The organism is Bombiscardovia apis, assembly GCF_033095945.1.
Lineage (GTDB): Bacteria > Actinomycetota > Actinomycetes > Actinomycetales > Bifidobacteriaceae > Bombiscardovia > Bombiscardovia apis.
This window is the reverse complement of sequence record NZ_AP026800.1, coordinates 1,846,804-1,866,706: the sequence shown is the minus strand read 5'-3', so window position 1 is coordinate 1,866,706 and position 19,903 is coordinate 1,846,804. Positions and strand designations below refer to the sequence as shown.

The 19,903-nt window shown below is 51.5% G+C and carries 13 protein-coding genes and 1 riboswitch; of the genes, 6 read left to right on the top strand and 7 right to left on the bottom strand.

Annotated elements, in window-relative coordinates; translation table 11 throughout:
- Nucleotides 1-53: 53 nt before the first annotated feature.
- Nucleotides 54-233, bottom strand: a riboswitch (Lysine riboswitch).
- Between the two features lie 151 nt (nucleotides 234-384).
- Complete coding sequence (locus tag R8377_RS07510) at nucleotides 385-2,997, top strand: beta-L-arabinofuranosidase domain-containing protein (protein ID WP_317642876.1); 2,613 nt, start codon at nucleotides 385-387, stop codon at nucleotides 2,995-2,997.
- A 27-nt stretch (nucleotides 2,998-3,024) separates the two neighbouring features.
- Here the strand turns inward: R8377_RS07510 and R8377_RS07505 are convergent, their stop codons facing one another.
- Complete coding sequence (locus R8377_RS07505; protein ID WP_317642875.1) at nucleotides 3,025-4,506, bottom strand: amino acid permease; 1,482 nt, start codon at nucleotides 4,504-4,506, stop codon at nucleotides 3,025-3,027.
- 209 nt (nucleotides 4,507-4,715) lie between these two features.
- Between R8377_RS07505 and R8377_RS07500 the strand changes: the two genes are divergently transcribed.
- From R8377_RS07500 to R8377_RS07490, 3 genes are all read left to right on the top strand, one after another.
- Nucleotides 4,716-6,179, top strand: coding sequence for an amino acid permease (locus R8377_RS07500; RefSeq protein ID WP_317643744.1), 1,464 nt, complete (start codon nucleotides 4,716-4,718; stop codon nucleotides 6,177-6,179).
- A 235-nt stretch (nucleotides 6,180-6,414) separates the two neighbouring features.
- Entirely contained in the window at nucleotides 6,415-8,433 is a 2,019-nt protein-coding gene (locus R8377_RS07495; protein ID WP_317642874.1) for a SpaA isopeptide-forming pilin-related protein, read from the top strand.
- A gap of 274 nt (nucleotides 8,434-8,707) precedes the next feature.
- The gene (locus R8377_RS07490) at nucleotides 8,708-9,697 is read left to right on the top strand and encodes a hypothetical protein (RefSeq protein ID WP_317642873.1); all 990 of its coding nucleotides are present in this window, start codon (nucleotides 8,708-8,710) and stop codon (nucleotides 9,695-9,697) included.
- A gap of 121 nt (nucleotides 9,698-9,818) precedes the next feature.
- On the opposite strand, the gene R8377_RS07485 is transcribed toward R8377_RS07490, so the two are convergent.
- The 6 genes from R8377_RS07485 to R8377_RS07460 all read right to left on the bottom strand — a co-directional run bounded on the left by R8377_RS07485 (nucleotide 9,819) and on the right by R8377_RS07460 (nucleotide 15,453).
- The gene (locus tag R8377_RS07485; protein WP_317642872.1) at nucleotides 9,819-11,108 is read right to left on the bottom strand and encodes a class I SAM-dependent methyltransferase; all 1,290 of its coding nucleotides are present in this window, start codon (nucleotides 11,106-11,108) and stop codon (nucleotides 9,819-9,821) included.
- Between the two features lie 88 nt (nucleotides 11,109-11,196).
- The gene (locus R8377_RS07480; protein WP_317642871.1) at nucleotides 11,197-12,900 is read right to left on the bottom strand and encodes an MFS transporter; all 1,704 of its coding nucleotides are present in this window, start codon (nucleotides 12,898-12,900) and stop codon (nucleotides 11,197-11,199) included.
- 236 nt (nucleotides 12,901-13,136) lie between these two features.
- On the bottom strand, nucleotides 13,137-13,523 hold the full coding sequence (locus R8377_RS07475; RefSeq protein ID WP_425605048.1) for a VOC family protein: 387 nt from the start codon (nucleotides 13,521-13,523) through the stop codon (nucleotides 13,137-13,139).
- 65 nt (nucleotides 13,524-13,588) lie between these two features.
- Nucleotides 13,589-14,047 (bottom strand): HIT family protein, encoded by a 459-nt coding sequence (locus R8377_RS07470; RefSeq protein WP_317642869.1) that lies wholly within the window; start codon nucleotides 14,045-14,047, stop codon nucleotides 13,589-13,591.
- Nucleotides 14,048-14,168: 121 nt separating this feature from the next.
- On the bottom strand, nucleotides 14,169-14,900 hold the full coding sequence (locus tag R8377_RS07465) for a hypothetical protein (RefSeq protein WP_317642868.1): 732 nt from the start codon (nucleotides 14,898-14,900) through the stop codon (nucleotides 14,169-14,171).
- Nucleotides 14,901-15,063: 163 nt separating this feature from the next.
- Entirely contained in the window at nucleotides 15,064-15,453 is a 390-nt protein-coding gene (locus R8377_RS07460) for a carboxymuconolactone decarboxylase family protein (RefSeq protein WP_317642867.1), read from the bottom strand.
- Nucleotides 15,454-15,542: 89 nt separating this feature from the next.
- Between R8377_RS07460 and R8377_RS07455 the strand changes: the two genes are divergently transcribed.
- A complete protein-coding gene (locus R8377_RS07455; protein ID WP_317642866.1) occupies nucleotides 15,543-15,899 on the top strand; it encodes a MerR family transcriptional regulator in 357 nt (118 codons plus the stop codon).
- A gap of 421 nt (nucleotides 15,900-16,320) precedes the next feature.
- Nucleotides 16,321-19,884 (top strand): DEAD/DEAH box helicase, encoded by a 3,564-nt coding sequence (locus tag R8377_RS07450; protein WP_317642864.1) that lies wholly within the window; start codon nucleotides 16,321-16,323, stop codon nucleotides 19,882-19,884.
- The last annotated feature ends 19 nt before the right edge of the window (nucleotides 19,885-19,903 follow it).

Here is a 19,903-nt window from a genome sequence, read left to right as displayed (position 1 = left end):
GCTGAAAGTGGCGCAAGGCTACTCAAGCATCACCGGTTGAGGTTCACGCATAAACCGTCCATAGCGCTCCGCAGCGAAACCGCTGCGACAGTCCTAGACCTATTAAATCTAGTCCCAACCTTTAGACTCTGCGGCATCTAAAGATTTCGGCCAAACACCCTTTTACCAAGCTTCGCCGGTACCGCGGTACCTCAGCTCGGTTACTGATGAGTTCAGCGACCTCTTCTGTGACTTGTAATGTGTGCAATACTATACCCTACTTTCTGACCTCCGCATGTTACGCGACCTCAAGTCTTCTCCTGAGTGGTTTTGTCTTGTGTTGTACTCTGGTGGCACCCGCTTCTAGAATAGGTGTGGAATCACACTCAATGAGGGGCGGTAATAGTGGCACAGGCGCTACGAGCAGCGGGGGCATCGCGCGTAGAGATACACGATGAGTACTGGATACGGGCTGCAAAGAAGGAACTTGATTACTTGTTCCGTTTCGACTCTGATCGGCTCATGGTGGAGTTTCGCCAGCAGGCCGGGTTAGATACTAAAGGGGTAAAGAATTACGGAGGCTGGGAGCGGGGATATAGCGCCGAAACCAACCCCGATGGTACCGACCAGCCTCCCCGTTTTACCGGTCATTTTGTAGGGCATTACTTGTCTGCGATTTCCCACGCATTGCAAGCGAGTTTTGCTAGCGAACAAGAGCGACGCAAGTTGGCAACCATACAGCGTGTATTGGTTGAGAATCTACGGCAAACCCAAGAGGCGTATGCCCAAAAAGACCCTGCCAATGCTGGTTTTCTCCCGGCCTTCCGTGTGGATGCATTGCCGGGCGGTAAAGACGGCCTGATAGTGCCCTTCTACAACTTACATAAGCTCTTGCAAGGTTTGATTGATGCTGCCGGCAGCGCGCCTTATGGTAGCGTTCGCCTCAGTGCGCTTGCTGCCGCAGGCGACTTCGCAGATTTTGTGATTCGCTGGCATAAGGCGCATCCCGGTATCGACATGCTTGCTATCGAATACGGTGGCATGAACGAGGCACTGTATCGCTTGTATGCACTTACTGGCAAGCCTACGCACTTGGAGGCCGCCCAGCTCTTCGACGAGCTGCCCTTGTTTGAGGTCTTGGCTGCCGGTGAGGATTGCCTTCCAGGGTTGCATGCGAACGCCACTATACCCAAGCTAATTGGTGCCGTCACTCGTTATCAAGTCTTGGGTTGCCGCGCTGAAGATGACCTCTATTTGCGTGCTGCGCGCAACTTTTGGGAGCTGGTAGCCGACCGTCACACCTACGCCAATGGTAGTAACTCGCAGGCCGAGCATTTCCATCAGCCGGGCGCGCTGTGGGAAGATGCAACTACGAACGGCAATGCCGACGGCGGTTATAACGACAATTCCACTTGTGAGACCTGCAATGCCCACAACATGCTCAAGTTGACCCGACTCCTGCTCGAGCTTACGGGCGAGGCAAAATATAGCAATTATTATCAGCAGACTTTTACTAACGCCATTCTTGCTTCCCAAGATCCAGAATCTGGCATGACCACTTACTTTCAGCCCATGCAGGCCGGTTATCCGAAAGTATTCGGCGTGCCGTTTGGTGAGTTTTGGTGCTGCCAAGGCACCGGTATTGAGAACTTTACTCAATTAGGGGATTCGGCATACCTGTTGCGCAATCATGCAGTGGTAGTGAACCAGTTCGTCTCGTCAACCGTCGAGGACTATATACACGGTCTGCTTATTCGCCAAGAAGCTCATTTGCCCCAAGAATCGGTTGTCCATTTTACTATCGATGCGTTAGATTTCTCTAAAACTAGCCAGTGTGCGGACTTCGCGGCTGCTACCAAGCGGTCTGAACCGGTACTGTTGCGCCTGCCTATTCCAGACTGGGTGGAGTCCAACGATATAGCCTTGGAAATAGACGGCAGTCAAGTCAAGCCGAGCAATGTGATGGCTGATGGTTGGTTAACCTTTCCTATAATGCCGGGGATGAGGCTGCAACTTACGCTTCCTGCGCGTTTGCGTTTTATTGAGGCTCCGGATAATCCCAACTGGATAGCTTTCGCATACGGTCCGGTTCTGCTTGCTGGAGTCTTGGGGCCTACAGATGCCACTTCCAACTATTCATACGGTGGCATCTTAGTTCGCGTTGGAAAGTTTAACGCGCAGGCCGCTCAGCGTGCTCAGATTTGCCTTCCGCAAGGGCTTTCGCGCGAGCACTGGCTGGAGCATATCGAATCTCATATCCAGCCTGTTGAGCCGCCAACCCAGTCTATTTCTTTTGCTTTTACTCTCGATAGAGGCCCGGTAAACAGCACTTCTGAAAGTGGCAGAATTAGTGAACCTTTGCTTCTGCTGCCGTATTATCAGTTGCATCGTAGCTTGTACGCGCTCTACTTTGACCTTGACGACGGCCGGGGTGGGGAAGCGATCTATGCCAAGTGTGAGCAGGATTCGCACATGCGCATTATCGATTCTTTGACACCAGATCAGGGCAATAATATTGAGCGTTCCAAAAAGTTGAAGGCCTCTGCTAATTCGCGTTCCCTGGTTGCGGGCGGTCGGACCTTCCGAGATGCTGACACTGGCGGCTGGTTTTCTTACGAATTAGCAGTTGATAAGCGCTCTGATAAGAACTATATAGCGTTGTTAACTGACTGTCCGCTTGAAGAGTTCGACTCGAGTGAGCCGGCGGATTCTGGCGCTTTTGCAGTGTTCGTAGATCCATGCCCAGATTTGTGTGACCACTCATCTCAAATGCTCGCTGGGAACGAAGCCGAGTATTCACGCCAAGCTGTCCGAATAGCCGCTTTCCGTCTCGACTCCGCGTGGAACTCTTCCGATATAGACCGTAACCAACAGGATTCGGCACCCAGCTGGCACTACATCGGTATTCCAGCGAGCCTTGTGAACCAAGCGCCAAAGCCGCGGATTCGCGTTACCCTGTCGTCTGTTTCAGCCCCTATCCCTCACATTTACGGCTTGCGCGTAGCTGCTGACTTTTAGGAGCAGGAGTGTCAATCAGGCGTGAACTCAGCCTTTGTTCTTGGCAGCTAGTTGGTAGGCTGCTAGGAGCAGGGCTAGCCAGATTGGGCCTATGATGAGGGCGATGCGGTAGGAGGGTGAGAAGAACATTAGTGCTACTACTAGGGCCATGAAGGCGAGGACCACCCACGGCGTGACTCGGGGCCAGGGTAGCTTGAAGATGATGGCGTCGAGCGCTTCTTGACCCTTCTTGCCGGCGAGTTCCTTGGGGCCGTTTCCTGCGGCTACGGCTCGGCGGAACTTCATCTCGGTAATCATGATGATGGTCCAGTTGAGTAAAGCCGCGATTGTGGCCACACTCATAAGGTAGTTGAAGGCAAACTGCGGCCACAAAAAGACTACGATGACGGCGATTACTGTGATGCCGGCCGAGGTGAGTACGCCAGCATAGGGCACACCTGAGCGCGAAAGTCGAGTCAGATACTTGGGTGCGTTGCCCTGCTGGGCCAGTGAATAGAGCATGCGGGAGTTGGAGTACAGCGCAGAATTGTAAACGCTCATGACGGCAGTGAGACAGACGAAGTTGAGAATGCCTGCGGCCGCGTGGACTCCAACCGAATCGAAGATTTGCACGAAGGGGCTCGCTACCACGCCGTTTGCGTCGGGCTGACCAATTGAGCGCCAAGGAACTACGGCCATAATAATGCCGAGAGCGCCAATATAGAAGACTAAGATTCGCCAAATAATGTCGTTAGTAGCGCGCGGTATTGTTTTGCGCGGTTCAGCGGTTTCGCCTGCGGTAATGCCTATGAGCTCAGTGCCTCCGAAGCTGAACATCACCACGGTGAGCGCCATGAGCAGTCCGGTCCAGTTGCCGCTCGCACTCTTGCGCAGCAGCCCGGTAGCCATAAAGCCACCGTCGTTGAACCAATTTGCGAACGATGCTCCCACGCCGCCAGCGCTGGGAAGTCCCATAATGACGACTGCTGCGCCGCCTATAATCATAGCGATAATAGCCGCTATTTTAATGATGGCAAACCAGAATTCAAACTCGCCAAACTGCGCAACGCCCATCAGATTAGTGGCAGTAATAATCACGAGAAAAGCCGCAGCAGACACCCAAGCGGGGATACCAGGGAACCAGTAGTTCACAAAAGAGCCTACGACCGCTAGCTCTACCATCGAAACCAGAATGTAGTTAAACCAGTAATTCCAGCCGGAGACGAAGCCCGCCCGCTTAGACCAATAACGGGTCGCGTAGTAGGAGAAAGCGCCTGCTTGGGCATCTTCAACGCTCATCTCGCTTAGAGCTCGCACAATCATAAATATTGCGCCTCCGCCGATAAGGTAGGCAATCAGAATTGCCGGACCGGCTAGCGTAATAGACTCGCTTGAACCGTAAAAAAGCCCGGTTCCGATGGCTCCGCCGAGCGAAATGAGCTGAATGTGGCGGTTTTTGAGGTTCCGTCGTAAAGTTCCGCCGCCGCTGCTCTTATCCGCGGCTTCGACTGTGGTCTGTGCGTTGCTCATATCTCCCCACTTCATCCCGTTTGCTGCCCTCTTTGCGCGCCTTGTGGGCTTGTGCCGCGAGCTTGAGCTTTGGATATGAGTCTATCTCAGCGGGTGGAACCGCTCATTTTTGTCTCGCTTTTTTGTCTCGCTTTGTGGACCGTCAAGCTGCTTCGTTCCGGCGGGCGAGTTAGGATAGGAGGCCTATGCGTACCGTAAATACAGAGAATATGAAGGAACCTAGCGCCGGCTCTGCCCTGAAAGCTAGCGAAAACAGCATGGAGCGCGGCTTGAGCAAGCGCCATGTGCAGTTTATCGCTATCGGTGGCACTATTGGCACCGGCCTCTTCCTGGGCTCCGGCAAGTCGATTGCTTTGACTGGCCCTTCCATCGTCTTTGTATACATTGCCGTCGGCATTATTATGTTCCTACTTATGCGCGCTATCGGCGAGCTTATGTATGCCGACCCTGACCAGCACACGTTCATCTCCTTTATTACCCGCTATTTAGGCAAGGGCTGGGGTTCCTTTGCTGGCTGGTCGTATTGGATTGTGCTGATTTTGATTGGTATGTCTGAGCTAACGGCTGTGGGTACGTATTTTGTGACCTTCTTCAACACTTTCGGCATCGATCTTTCCGCCTGGCGCTTCGTTATTGAGCTAGCGTTTCTCCTTGCTATGGTGGCCATCAATCTCATTGCCGTCAAAGTGTTCGGCGAGGCTGAGTTTTGGTTCTCGATGATTAAAATCACGCTTATTATTGCCATGATTGTGACTGCGATTGTGATGGTAGCTGTGCATTTCAACTATCCTGCGGTCCACATGTCGGGTTCTGAACCTGCCTCTCCGGCTGGCCACGCGGGCATTGACAACATCGTCAATGGTTTCTCGCTGGCACCGAACGGCTGGCTCTCCTTCTTTATGAGTTTCCAAATGGTCTTCTTCGCTTACGAAATGATTGAGTTTGTGGGCGTTACTGTTTCGGAAACGCAGAATCCGCGTAAGGTCTTGCCCAAGGCTATTAACGAGATTATCGTGCGCGTGCTCATTTTCTATGTGGGCGCTCTGGTGGCCATTATGCTGATTGTGCCTTGGCGCACCTTCCAGCCCAAAGCTGACGGCTCTTTCACCTCTCCATTTGTGATGGTCTTTAGATACGCGGGCTTGGATTGGGCCGCTGCGCTGGTCTTCTTCGTTGTGATTACTGCGGCTTCCTCGGCTTTGAACTCGCTGCTTTACTCGGCTGGGCGCAATCTCTTCCAGCTGGCGAGCTCGGCTCAGTCTCCGGCTTTGCGCTCGCTGGGCACTATCTCTAAGCGGGGTAGGGTGCCGGCAAGAGCCATCATCGTTTCGGGTCTGCTCATTCTACTGTCGCCCATCTTGCGAACCCTACCTGGTTTCTCTTCGGCATTTGTGCTCTTTGCATCGGCTTCGAGTGCTGTAATCATTTTTATTTATATTTTGTTACTTATCACACATTACCGGTATCGGGCCTCGGACGATTTTATGGAAGATGGTTTCCTCATGCCGGCATATAAGTGGACTGGTGCTTTAGCAATCGCTTTCTTCGTGTTTGTGTATGCCTCGCTCTTCCTAGCTGCTGACACCCGAGTTTCCGCCATTTGTGGCCTTATTTGGCTGGTTTGCTTCGGCGGTGCTTGCCTCTGGCGCAACCGTAGACAATCCGCTCGTTGAGCGCTGAGTGGTTGCTTGCTCGTTCGTAATCACACTTGTGTAGTTACAAAGTCTTTACGTGAGTAGGGCTCGAACCGTGTCATTATTTGCCCTCTGAGGAAAATTATGGGTATACTGTCCCTGTGCGGAGTCTAACCGACGCTGATTGCAGTACTGTTGTTATCAGTGGGGGACATGGGGGAAAATCCGGTTTTAGACCGCGCTATAGATAATGTAAGAGAAAGGGACGCATTCAATGCGTATTCACAATGAGAACGCTGGGAGCGTGAACCTCGCAAAGCGGGTTCTCGGACTCTCCGTAGCCGTGCTCACCTCGGCAGCAGCCTTCTTGGTTGCCGCTCCTGGTGCACAAGCTACTCCAACTTTTGACACCGATGATCAGTTCAGCACCACTCTTGGTGCTCACGCTGCTAAGCTCGACGTTACCAAGTACCTCCAGAACGCTGCTGGTGCTTCCGCAACCGGTACTATCGGCGACAAGAAGCCCGGTACTCCCGTCGGTGTGCACGTTGCATTCCGCCTGCGTCAGGTTGAAGCCACTGCTGGTCACCAGCCCAGCGACATGGATGCCACAGCATCTAGCCCTACTACTGGTAACTATCAGTTTGTTTCGGGTGGTGTTGATGTCTACGGTGTAACTGATGCCAACGGTAAGATTGTCAACGGTACTGCTGGTACTGATAACGGCAAGCTCGGCATTTGGCAGACTACTCCTGCAGCTTCTGTAGTGGGCGGTTTGGGTGCTGATGCTGCTAAGTGGAAGGAACAGGCCACTGCTGCCGGCAGCAACCCTGCTGATGTTGCAGTCGCTGATTTCGGTACGGATCTTAAGTACTGGATCCTTGAAGAGGTTGCTTCTCCTTACACCGATGCCGGTTATTCGTCTGCTGAGAAGTCCATCTTCTCCATGCCCTTCCTGACCACTGGCGACAACGGCGGTACTGTGGAGACTGGCTATATTCACCACCTCCACATCTTCCCGAAGAACGTCTTGGATCAGCAGCTGACCAAGGAAGCTGTTAAGATTAACGGCAATAACTTCGATCCTGCTGAGAACATTGCTGTAGTTGGCGATGAAGTTACCTGGGAAGTTACGAATGCTCTTGAAACGGGCACTCCTGTACCAAACGACAACAAGCTCTATCTTGATGACATCAAGAATACTGCAAGCTATGCGTCTGCCAACTACCTGATTATGGCTGATCGTCTGGGTTCGGCTCTGACCACCACCACTGCTAACGTTGGCGTAGAATTCCGCTACGAAGACGCTAACGGTGCAACTATCTCTACACCGGTAGGCACCGAAGCGACCATCGCTGGTCCTAATGGTACTAATCCGAAGGCTTTGGATGGCACCACCGACATGTTCACCAGCAACATCACCCCTGATGACAGCACTTACGTGTCTGCCGCGTTCAAGCACGATACCACCAACACAGCATTGGTTAATGCTATGAATGCTGCTTCGATGTCCAACCCTCGCTTTGTTATGACCATTAAGTCGACTGTGACCGCTAATGGTGATTCTCAAGGCAACCAGGGCGGCTTCCTTACCAACACCGCTGCTTCTGACAACGCTAACTGCTCGTCTCACACCAATCCCCCCCACGCAGGTGGTCAGGTGCCTTCCGCTGGCTACCAGTTCGCTAAGGTAACCACCGATGGCCACGTGGTGCAAGGTGCAAAGTTCATGCTCGAAGATCCTGCCAATGCTGATAAGTTCTTGGCAGACGATGGCACCTTCGCTGCTGTCAACGATGGTAAGACCCTGATGACCGCTACCTCCAACGCTAACGGTCTCGTGACCTTCATTGGTCTGCCTGTCAGGCTCGATGCTCGTACGGGTGCCAATTTGGGCAAGTACCGTCTCCGTGAGGTCCAGGCTCCTGCTGGCTACCAGCAGCCAGTCGCTGGCTTCAATGGTGTCGACTTCTCCGACATCGCTGACACCAACACTGTCACCGATGCTCAGGTTATCGCCATGTACCCCACCGGTATTCACCCCGTCGCAACTCCTAACTTCGGAGCTTACAAGCCTTCCGCAATTGATGCCACGATCGTAGATGCTTCCGGCACTCCGATTTCCATCGATAACGCTCTGGCTAACTTCGCTGACGGTCAGAATGCTCCTATCAGCCTTCCTTTGACTGGTGGTAAGGGTATTCTCCTGCTGCTCGTTGTTGGCTTGGCTATCATGGGTGGCGTGCTGGTTGTTCGAAACCGCAAGAGCTCCTCTGTGGCCCGCAACATCTGATTCTTTGAATCAGAGCGGATTACTGCTCTATAGCTGGCAGTAATCAGAGAAACGGTTGCTAGTCTGCCGCAAGGTATACTAGCAACCGTGACTCTTGAAGTATGGCTTTGGATTTATAATGAATCCAGAAGTTCTTGAGCCCGTCTCCGGGCGGGCTTGGGAGCCTCTCACTGAAAGAGAGAGCAGTGAGAGGGAATAGCGGTTCTTAACTTGTAGTTGAGAGTTGCCCGAGAGGGTTCGAGGACCGATCGTTAATAGTAATGGGGAGTGTCACATGAGGCTGAAAGCGAAAGTTCCAGCAGTAGGCGCCAATATATTGGCATGCTTGCTGGCGCTAGCCGTAATAGTCGGGCTGCATCCAGTGCAAGCCCGAGCCGATGATGCACCTTCTCAGCAATCCCCCGCTCTTACTGTGCATGTGCAAGAAAATGGTTCAACGTCCGACGCTACGGGTGTAGACCAAGTACAAGAAATGCTGCCCAAAGATGCCAAGCCAGTTGGTGCAGGCTATGTATATAGCGCCACTAAGCTGAGCTACGACGCGATGCAGACCATTCTTGATCCAGAGGTTCCCGCTCCTAACCAGGAAACCACTGAAAAAGTACTAGCTAAGTTGACTGACTACTTGGATAGGGCCAATGATCAGTCCACTATCTACTATGGTTCCACAGATGATCAAGGAACCATTACTGTGAAAACCGAAGTAGGAGCCGGCACTTGGCTTGCTGGTGCAACCTACGATCCCAAAGACAATACTTTGAATGGCGGAACTCCCGCCAGCTTCCCCATGGATGTGTCTCCTGAGGGAACATATACAACTACTTACTGGCTTCTCCAATTTGTTGGCGCTCCCAAAGACACGAGTGCAACCGCAGATGCATTCATTGTTCAGCTGCCTAGCAAAGACAAAGGAAGCCCCGACTACAACCTAGTCGTTTATCCTAAGGTGAAAGTCAACAAGGCTCCGGAACAACCGATTCAGCCTACACCAAAGAAGCCGAAAGCTGCTCCTGTACCGGCTTATCCTAAGACAAGGCCAAAGCCTAAGGCTCCAGATCCGGCTGCTCCTGCTGTTACCCCAGTGAGTTGCCCGAAGTGCGTCGTACCAGAACCGTGCTATGCACCTTCCGGTCCGTTAGTTGCTACAGGCTCTGCTGTGGCTGGGTTTGTAGTTGCTGCCGTGATTCTGACCGCTCTTGCAGCTGCGCTTATGTACGGAGCTTACCGCTCTGGTCGCAACAAGAATGATGCGGAACAAGAATAAGTAGTTAACGATACACGCGTGGGGCTCCTGAAAGGGGCCCCATTTGCTATTTGCAGAGTCTTGCTCATACAAAAGCCCCACCGAGAAGTAGGTGGGGCACATAGCGCAACTCCAAGGTAATCTAACGCTCCCACCAGGGGCGCAGAGGGTATGTAATGGTGCCTGTAGCAGGATTAGGTTTAATACACTGGAACTGGTGAATCTGAATGGTATTCAATTCAAAGTTGAAGCGTGAGGCAGCCATGTATAAGCCCCACAAACGAGCCTTGGGCTCGCCGACCATCTTACGGGCAGTTTCCCAGTTATCCTGAAGGTTTTCCGTCCAATGCTTGAGCGTTAAGGCATAATGTTGGCGTAGATTTTCTTGCGTGATAACTTCAAAACCGTTGTCTTGAATGGTCATCTCAATCTCAGCTGGGCTTGCCAACTCACCGTCTGGGAAGATGTAACGGTCGATGAAACCGCCAGCTCGCTTACCGTCGTGTGAATTGGTACGAGTAATCTGATGGTTAAGCAAGATACCGCCGGGGCGTAGCTTGTCCATCATTTCGTGGAAGTAAGCAGGGTATTGTTTAAAGCCAACGTGCTCCATCATGCCAATAGAGCAGATGCCATCGAAGTTGCTCTCAGGAACATCGCGGTAGTCCATCAGTCGAATCTCGGCTAAGTCCTGGAAGCCCTCGCGCCGAATCCACTCCTGGCCCCATTCCACCTGCTCTTCCGCCAAAGTCACGCCGATAACATGGATGCCACGACGGGCAGCTGCAATCTCCATAGAACCCCATCCGCAGCCGATGTCGAGTAAGCGATCTCCGTCTTTGAGATTCATCTTATCTAGGACCATGTTGAGTTTATGCCACTGAGCGTCTTCCAAGGGGGCATCAGGCTTGTCAAAGACAGCGCAGGTGTAAGTCATCGAAGAACCTAAGAACAGCCTGTAGAAGTCGTTGGACTGGTCATAATGGTAGCTGACTGTTGCAGCATCACCGCGGCGGGTGTGAGGGCGAATACCTTCACGCAGACGCGTAAACAGGGAAGGCCCTTCGATTTCGGGCGGATCAGGTACGTGAATACCGTGAGAAAACACAGCAGCCGCTATGTGAGCAATGTCTGCTTTGCTGGGCTTCTTCATGTAGTCTTTGAGAGCCACCAGCTTGTGGAATACGTCGTAAGGATTGCCTGGTAAGAGTTCAGGAGAATCCAAATCACCCTGCAAATACGCGCGGGCCAAGCCGAGGTCATTGGGATTCTCAGCTATGTAATACATGGCGCGAGAACTCTTGACCTCAAGATGGAGGGGTGCATCGCTAGAGCCGAATTGTGAGCCGTCAAAGGCCCTTACTTGCACTGGTGCGTCGGGTTCTAAGAAGGTACTTACCATCTGAGCCACCGTCATACTTCGTGCGTTCATACCGCCTCTTTCTTTGTGACAACCCCGCCTGCTCCGGTGAGTGCAGACGGGGTCGATCTTGTAGTACTTCTTACTCTAAGCCTACTCCTCATTCGATTCTTTGATGCTCTGAGCGAGCATGGTCAACTACTTTTTCAGCGGCCTTGAGACCGTCTGGAACTGTACGGGTACCATTCTCTTCAGCATCTTTAATCAGTGTTGAAACATCCAAATCTGGATTCTCGTCTTGCGTTGCAACCAAATCACGCGCCTCCTGCTGGCTTGAGACTGTAGGTAGCGTGCCTGGCATAGGGCGACGAGCTGATTCCGCAAGGAATAACACTGTGACAAGACCGCAGGCAGAAGTAAACATAATCCAGTAAGCAGGAGCCATTACGTTGCCTGTCGCTGAGACCAAGGCCTCCATAATGAGGGGTGCTGTGCCACCGAAAATGGCTACTGCTAAGTTATAAGACAAGCCCATGCCGCCATAGCGCGAGGCTGTGGGGAAGAGCGCCGGCAAAGATGAAGCCAAATTTGCTACGAAGAAAATTACCGGAACAGCAATCAGGAGTAACCCTAAAAAGGTAGTAGCTGATTCGTTGCGCTCCATGAGTTTAAAAGCCGGCAGCATGAACAAGCAGCCGGTTAAAGCGCCGATGAACAAAATCTTTTTACGTCCATATTTGTCGGAAAGGGCACCAGTAATAGGGATGCAGGCGGCCACAATTAGCAAAATGGGGAGCGTAAGTAAGTTGGCTTGAGCCATGCTCTGATGCAGGGTAGTTGTCAAATATGTGGGCATGTATGTGGTAAGCGTGTAGCCCAAGGTGTTGGCTGCCGCAACCAAGACGAAAGCCATGAGCAGCTCTCGCCAATAGTCACGAATCAAAGAGATAAGCCCCTTGTGCTCATCCGCATCACCTGGCTGCTCTTCGTTAGCATTCTGCGCTTGCTGGAAGGCTGGCGTATCTTCCACTTTGGTTCGGAAATAGACGGCAATTCCGGCGAGCGGCAGGGCCAAAATGAAGGGAATGCGCCAACCCCAAGAGGTCATTGCCTCGGGGCTGAGAGAAAACTCAATCAGTGAGACTAGTCCGGCGCCGAAGGCAAAGCCCAAGTATGAGCCCACGTCGAGCAGGGAAGCGAAGAAGCCGCGGTGGCGGTCGGGCGCATATTCAGTGACCATGGTCGAAGCGCCTGCGTATTCACCACCGGTCGAAAAGCCCTGTGCCAACTTCAGAAGGATGAGCAAAACAGGTGCCCAGAAGCCGATGGTTTCGTATCCGGGGAGTAAACCAATGAGAAGCGTGGCGCCAGACATAGAAAGCAGGGTGAAGGCTAAGATGCTTTGGCGGCCCAGCCTGTCTCCCAGCTGGCCGAGCACGATGCCACCTAGGGGGCGGGCTATGAAAGTAACTGCGAACACTCCAAGGGAGAAGAGTCGCTGGATTGCGGGCGATGCGTCAGAGAGGAAAACGGTGCCAATAGTGACAGCTAAGTATCCGTAGACGCCAACGTCGTACCATTCCATGAAGTTACCGACAACGGTGCCTGCAACAGCGCGCTTCAAAGTAGTTTTCTCCACTACGGTGACGTCACTCACATGTAAACGTTTGCGCCAAACGTGGAAACTGTATGGGTTGGTTTTATGTGGGTTTCTGCCTGTTGCGCGCTTAATATGGGCACTTGCTGGAGTTGGAGCTTGGCTGCTGCTCTTGCTGGCCTTGTGCGCGGAAGTTGCGGCGCGTTCTTGTGGGTGTTCGCCTCCAACGCTGACTGGCTTCCTGCTGTCGCTACTCGTCTCTGTCATATACCCCTCCCCGGCAACGCTGTGCCGTGGTGTTGGTTGCATTATTTAGCGTCGAGCCGTGCGCTAGGTCGTTCTTCACAGAAAGGCCATAATTCAACTGTATCACTGACGATTTCGCAGACAGTGGATTGAGGGGGGGCGTGCGTGGGGTTGAACATTATCAGCGCTGCGGTGTCTTGCATACAGTAGCGGCGCTCACTGACCGGAGGAAGTAAGCGCCGCTTGAACGTCAACCCTTAAAGAATCTGGCAGAATTCAATCGTTTCTTGGTTGGGGCCCCAAATGTTGAAATAGCGGATGCCATGATCCCAGAAACTAGGGATTGATTGAATCTCGCGCTCTTTAATGTTGAGCCCCAGCGCCTTAGCGTTCTTAAAAGCAGCTTCAATGTCTGGAGTATCGAGCGCCCAATGGTTAATGGCTCCCGTGCGCATCGGGGCGGTATCGCCTTCCCAAGTCTCAATAGTCAGATGCCCGTAGCGCAAGAAGGCGCAGCGGTTGTCTCCATTGGTAAAGATTCCGGCGAGTTCAAAGCCTATCTTCTCGGTATAAAAAGCAATCGTTTCATCCAAGTCACGAGCAATCATCCCCGAATGCTGCAAGTCCCGAGTAAACTCCGTCATAACCGCCATATCACGCTCCTAACCCAGCCAGTGTCTTATAACGTTTCCCCCAGTTTAGACGACGATTAGCTCACGTGAGCTGCTATATACGCACGTAAGTCGTTCATGAGCTGAGCGCTTCGAGTAGTCGAAAAAGCGGTTTCTGGGTCAGACCAGTACTGGTCTTCGTAAAGCCACACGGGGAGAGACTGCCGCTCTGCTGGCTCCCAATCGTAACGGGGGTAAACGTGGGCGTGAAGGTATTCATCAGTGTTGCCGAGGATGTCATAATTTACACGCTTTGGATGGCAAACATTCAATATAGCGTCACCAATAAGAGACATGTCGAGCAAAAATTGTGAGCGGTCGGCCATACTTAAATCGTTGAGGGAAGACACTTCTTGGTGAGGCAGCAGAATACACCAACCGGGCAAGAATTGCATGTCTGCCAAAACTGCGAATCCGCTGCGCATCTCAGCAATAACAGTAGGATTACGCCCTTCGCGCGCCGCCCGTATACGGTCTCGTTTCCAATCATCGTCCATCAAGCTATTATATCGTGCATTACTTGAATAATAAGGAGTCAATGTTCACAACAAATATGTAAATTGTTTTCAGGAATCACACTTTGCTACAGGAGAGCTTTGCTGCTTAAGCTGCATGAGGTTATTTGGAGCGGCGGAAGAGCCTTTGGAAGAAGGAGGGCTTTTTGGCTTCGCTGCTGTAGGCAAGTGTTGATGCGGTGGCTTCGCTCTGGTCGGATTGCTGGCCGGGCTTCTTGCTGAAGGCTTCTACGAGTTGGCGTTCAGTGCTGTCGAAGGTCTCGGAGGTGAAGAGGCGCTCGCCTTCATGCTCGCTGTATTCGTCGGTGCCAATGCTGGAGAGCAAGACATCAGTGGGATCGAACCAATCGGGGCCCACCTGCTGGTTATTGTGTATCTGAGCTACGGTCTGTGCCATTTCTTGGTGATACTGTGCGGGGGTATCGCTAAAGTCAGTGAGTTCTGAGTATTCAATATTCACACTCGCATCTGGGTGGGTATGCTCTTGCGCTGCCATAAGAGCAATAAAGCGCTCATACAAGCTGCTCAGCGGGCTGTATTGGGCATCAATATAGGCCTTGTGCGCTTTCAGATTGCTGGAGAACTGGGCTATTGGAAGGCTTACCTCTCCCAGCTTGTTCTGATAAAACCAGTCGGAATAGGCATCTGCGTAAGCGGCTTCATCATAATCCTCTTCGTCGAGCTCGGGCGTGGCCTGCACTCGCTCAATCTGCGCTGTCATGGGCTCATCCAGCGTGCCCAGCAGCCAAAACAGAGGGAAATACGTGACCGATTCCAGCAGTTCGACGGATTCCCCATCTGCTTGTGCCAGCGATAGATTAGTCCTGTTTCCCATAGCAGTATCCAAGTCTGTAGAGCGCTGCTGTCGTTGTGTAACAGCTGCAATGGCTAGAAAACCTTAGTGCGGTCTAGTTTAACAGTTATGCCCGCCCAGCTTCGCTACGAAAGGTAGATGTTTTCACGGCTGCTCAGGCGGGGAGGAGAACGCTGTATTGAAGCTAGACTGCTCGGCGGGCAGGCTTGGTGAAGACTGTGCGGGCTACATGTATAGCGTTGATAACTCGGGGGAAACCGACGTAGGGAACGCATTGCAAGATTGCTTCAACGACTTGTTCTTGACTTAGCCCCACGTTGAGAGCCCCTTGAATGTGAACTGTGAGTTGAGGAGCTGTATCGCCTTGGGTGACAAGGCTGCCGAGAGTGACGAGTTCGCGCTGTTGGGAGCTGATAGCGGTGCGGGTGTAGATGTCTCCAAAAGCGAACTCAACAATCCAACGCCCCAAGTCGGGAGCTATATCTTGCAGGGAATCAACGACTGCTTGACCGCCTGCTCCGTCAATATCTGCGAGAGCCTGTGAACCTGCTTCAAAGCGCGTTTGTTCAACCATAATTGCCTTCCTGAGCAACGGCTTTCGCTGCTGTGATTATCAAGGTAGGGTATGAACCAAGGTTGAGGGCAAGTTAAGTGGGGTTGATCATGCGTATTAGCGATGTTTCACGGGAAACACATCTGCCTATTTCGACCCTGCGATATTACGAGCGGCGGGGCATACTTCAGCCCAACCGAAACGTGCAGGGCTATCGGGAATATAGCGAGCAAGACATGCAGTGGATTGCCTTCGTGCAGCGTGTGCTAGAGATAGGAATGCCTTTGCGAGACATTGAACAATACGCTCAACTGCGCCGCCACGGCGATTCAACAATAGTTGAGCGTTTATCCATGCTCGACGCACAACGAGCAGTGCTTCAAGAGCAGTTAGCGCACATCCAAGGAGAAATAGCTTACCTCGATAGCAAAATCAGCATCTACCATGATTCCCTCAGCAAGCACTAAAATTGAGTGCAGTATCAAAGGCTGAAATCATGCTGCACAGCGCTACCGAAGACCGTGGAGCGTTTTAGAGCCTGCGCTGTTGCGATGGATTGATTGATCTGCGCTTGTCCTGAGTATTCCGCATGCTTGACTTATGGGCTCACAGGACGATCAGCATACGCGCGATGTATTAAGTTACTGGTGCGCAATTGAGTTATTCTCGCCGCAGACTTGGCATAAGCAGAATCGTATTAGTCTGCGCCAGTTGGGTAACGATACTAAGAACAGACGTTATGGGAGTGCTCGGCTCAATAATAGTGGGATTCCGTGGGGGAAGCTTCAATCTACTCTTATAATAGGCACTCGATCAAGTAAGCGCACTTCTTGGGCCGAACAATATCGAGATTTGCAGAGGGGCACGATTTATCGGCTGCAAACAGATATGCGAGCCCGGCTTTCAGCCCCATTTTCCTATGAGCAAGCTCTCGAACGGTGGATTAATACGCGGCCTCAAAGAGTGAAACTGGACGCGACTTCGCTGACTGCTGTAGCCCAACAATCTAAAAAGGATTGGCTACAACTGACAGATGGACTGGATGAACTCCCCGCAGGAACGCTGCTATCAGACGCAATTGTCCAGTTTTTGATAGACGCAGCGGCTCAAATTGCTGAAGTGGTTGACCTGCCAGGCTGTGTGAGCGCAATGTATAGCAAAAATTATGGGAAGAATTATTCGAGTAAGAGTTGGGTTAGAACCGTTGGGAGAACTTTCTCTTCTTCTGAACAAAGTTTAGACATTCTTTTCTCGCAACATAATTCGGCCCATTGGTTGAAGCATGAATATTTCCAAATACAGACAGGTATCAACCAACAGACGGTTTTTAATGCCTTGCTTAGAGCTGCAAAAATGGTGCGAGAGCTCTCGCCTTCTGAAGCAATAGGGCAGAATGAAGTGTTGCAAGAGTTGAGTGAGCGCAATGCTCATCGCTCAAGCTTGCGTGGGTCTATAGCTTCCCTGATGACTTTTATGGTCAAAGACGATGGAAGCCTCGTGCCTCAATCTTTGACGATTTCTCAATATGCGAAAGCCGTATCGTGCTTGTTTAACCATCAGCAGTGGCCGCAGTGCCCAACTGGATGGCCTCAAGTTGAAGAACTCGATGATGCAGTCAGGACCGTCCAGCTATCCTTTAATCAGTACGCACAAAGGCGTGACGGCAATAATGATGCTTTCGTTACAACAGATGAGGTTGTTGGCAACATCATTTCGTGGGTCTCTTCAGGTTTGAGCATTAGTGAAGAAGATATAAAAACATCGCCCTTATACTCAGCAAAAGATGGATTCCCCGTATTAGCAGATGAAATTGTCTGCGATTTCGTGCCTGATTTAGCAACCTCTGCGACTCCGATGATGGATTCGTTCTATCTAACCGACCTCAAACGATTACATGACGGAGGCCACAGTCTACTATCGAGGTCGGCAAAGCAGTATTTGGCCCAAGAACACCCTGAACACTTTGACCTACGGCAGGATCCAGACGGACAATTACTCGATGAAGTCATACATCCAGTGCATATACCGCCGGGGCGCTGGCCAAGTGATAGCAATCAGTTTCAGTCCGCAGGCCAGCAAGTGGCTGTAAATATAATTAGCGCTGCTAAAAACAATTATGAGAATACCGCGCTGTTGGGGGTGAATGGCCCTCCTGGAACGGGGAAAACGACTCTACTTAAGGATGTCGTTGCGCAAATAATTGTTGCGCGCGCGGAGCAACTCGTTCGGTTCAATTGCCCCGCAGATATTTTCATCGCGGCAAAAGACGCGCGCAGAACTGATGAAGACAAGTCGCTCAGATATTGGCTTCTCGATTCAAGCGTAACTGGCTATGAAATTGTAGTAGCTTCAAATAATAATAAAGCTGTCGAAAATGTCAGTGAAGATTTACCGAGCTTAGATGCCATTGCGCCTAAGTGGCAGTCATACATCACAGATACTTATGGTAACCCTAAGGGCGGCTTTGCGTTTTACCGAGTGGCCGAAGCAATACAAGAGGCTAATGCTGAAAAAAAGAATAAGCAAAACTCTTCTGCGCCTCGGCAGAAAAATCAAACGGTTTGGAGCCTCTTAGCGGCTGTGTTAGGTAACAGCAGCAATAAGAGCGCTTTCGTTAAACCGTTCGAGAAAAGCCTCGTATACGATATTTTGCAACCTCTAGCCAAGGCACGAACTAACACTAACCAAGGTTGGAATAGAGCAAAGCAGGCCTTCGCCTCAGCGATGCAAGAAGAACAAAAGCTACGCAATGAGAGAGAAGAGCGTTTTGCTTTTGACCGCAATCCGGACCAGTTCTTTGAAGAAGTGGAGCGACTCAAGCAGGAACTGAGTGGCCTAAGCAAACAAATAGAAGATGTGCGTGGGGCGCTGAAGGAGTACAAAGAGCAAATAAAAGTCAAGGACAGAGAGCTCCTCGAAGCTAAGGGTCGTGCTGACGCCGCTATAGAGGAGTCTAACTCATCCGAATGTGAGTACAATGCTTATCTGCAATATTGGAAAGCTCACCCGATTAGTGGCTTCATTCATAGCAAGAGCCGCAGAGAAAAAGAGCTAGCTTTATACACCACCATGCAACAGTCAATGCGTAAGAGACAAGAACTTTGCTCCGCGGTTGGCCGCGTGGGTAATGAACAGTTCGAACTGCAAAACAATATTCTCAGTTGCGATCAATGGTTGCCAACTCAGCTGAGTAAAAAAGAGTCCTTGAGTGAACAGCTGGCACAATTGGAAATGCGAATTCAGGAATATCAAAAGCAGGAGAAGCATACTTCTCGGCTCGATGATAAGAGTGTCCGATGGGTTGATGAGGAGTGGAATGAAGCTCGGACTAAAGTTTTCATTGCTGCTTTGGCTCTGCATCAAGAACTGGTCTTAGGTGCCGCAGATAGGTTCTACGAGAATTTGCGGTTGGCGAGTAAAGTGATTCTGTCTTCCAACTATTCCTCAGAAGAGCGATTGATCGCCTGGCAGACCTTCTTCCTCGTGGTACCGGTCGTATCGTCGTCGTTTGCTTCCATTTCTAAGATGTTCACAGGATTGGGTAGGGAGGCTCTGGGCTGGGCCATTATCGACGAAGCGGGCCAAGCTTCGCCACAGTCTGCTGCTGGGCTTCTTCAACGGGTGCAACATGCGGTAGCTGTGGGCGATCCCATGCAGTTAGAGCCAGTGGACACTTTACCCGTGCAAATGCGAGAATTGCTTGCGGACACACATAACATCCAGATAGGTCTCGAATCCGGGAATATGCAAGAGATGGTAGACTACCAAACTTCTTATGGCACGCAAGATGGCGTAAGCGGACACTGGCTCGGTATGCCCTTGACGGTACACCGACGTTGTGATGAGCCTATGTTTTCTATCGTCAATAAAATGGCGTATTCAGATCGGATGGTACGGGTTGGCCCTGCACACAAATCTTGCCAATATACGCTGGGCGACAAGGCAGGCGGCGAGCTTCCCACCTCTTGCTGGTACGATGTGCCGCCTAAACAGAATGAGCATTGCTCGAGCCAGTGGAGACCTGCAGAAGGTATCGAGCTCGAGAAAAGGCTTAAGGACTTAATAGAAGGCGGTATTGAGCCTAGTAATATCCTTGTGATTGCACCGTTCAAAGCTGTATCGCGGGAATTGCAGAGTGTATTCGAAAAGGCAGTGAGACTCTCATATAAGGGATCTTCCCAGAAAGAAAAGCACACCGCCGGAAAGCAGGCTGGAACGGTTCACACATCACAGGGGCGCGAGGCCGATGTAGTGTTTCTGGTGCTTGGTAGTAAAAGTGGACGTGCAGGCGCTGGCTCCCGTGATTGGGTGAATAATAGCCCCAACTTACTCAACGTGGCTGTTTCTCGGGCAAAACGTCGCTTATACGTAATCGGGAGTAAACAAGATTGGGGCCACGCTAAATATACAAAGGATATCCTCGACGGGTTAGAAGCCGAAGCGCAGAACTGAGCTTTAACAGACCAGACGT

Bases quoted from the DNA above. Each gene is read 5' to 3' on its own strand.
- R8377_RS07505 (WP_317642875.1), bottom strand. From the start codon at position 4,506: ATGAGCAACGCACAGACCACAGTCGAAGCCGCGGATAAGAGCAGCGGC.
- R8377_RS07500 (WP_317643744.1), top strand. From the start codon at position 4,716: ATGAAGGAACCTAGCGCCGGCTCTGCCCTGAAAGCTAGCGAAAACAGC.
- R8377_RS07495 (WP_317642874.1), top strand. From the start codon at position 6,415: ATGCGTATTCACAATGAGAACGCTGGGAGCGTGAACCTCGCAAAGCGG.
- R8377_RS07490 (WP_317642873.1), top strand. From the start codon at position 8,708: ATGAGGCTGAAAGCGAAAGTTCCAGCAGTAGGCGCCAATATATTGGCA.
- R8377_RS07485 (WP_317642872.1), bottom strand. From the start codon at position 11,108: ATGAACGCACGAAGTATGACGGTGGCTCAGATGGTAAGTACCTTCTTA.
- R8377_RS07480 (WP_317642871.1), bottom strand. From the start codon at position 12,900: ATGACAGAGACGAGTAGCGACAGCAGGAAGCCAGTCAGCGTTGGAGGC.
- R8377_RS07475 (WP_425605048.1), bottom strand. From the start codon at position 13,523: ATGACGGAGTTTACTCGGGACTTGCAGCATTCGGGGATGATTGCTCGT.
- R8377_RS07470 (WP_317642869.1), bottom strand. From the start codon at position 14,047: ATGGACGATGATTGGAAACGAGACCGTATACGGGCGGCGCGCGAAGGG.
- R8377_RS07465 (WP_317642868.1), bottom strand. From the start codon at position 14,900: ATGGGAAACAGGACTAATCTATCGCTGGCACAAGCAGATGGGGAATCC.
- R8377_RS07460 (WP_317642867.1), bottom strand. From the start codon at position 15,453: ATGGTTGAACAAACGCGCTTTGAAGCAGGTTCACAGGCTCTCGCAGAT.
- R8377_RS07455 (WP_317642866.1), top strand. From the start codon at position 15,543: ATGCGTATTAGCGATGTTTCACGGGAAACACATCTGCCTATTTCGACC.
- R8377_RS07450 (WP_317642864.1), top strand. From the start codon at position 16,321: ATGCGAGCCCGGCTTTCAGCCCCATTTTCCTATGAGCAAGCTCTCGAA.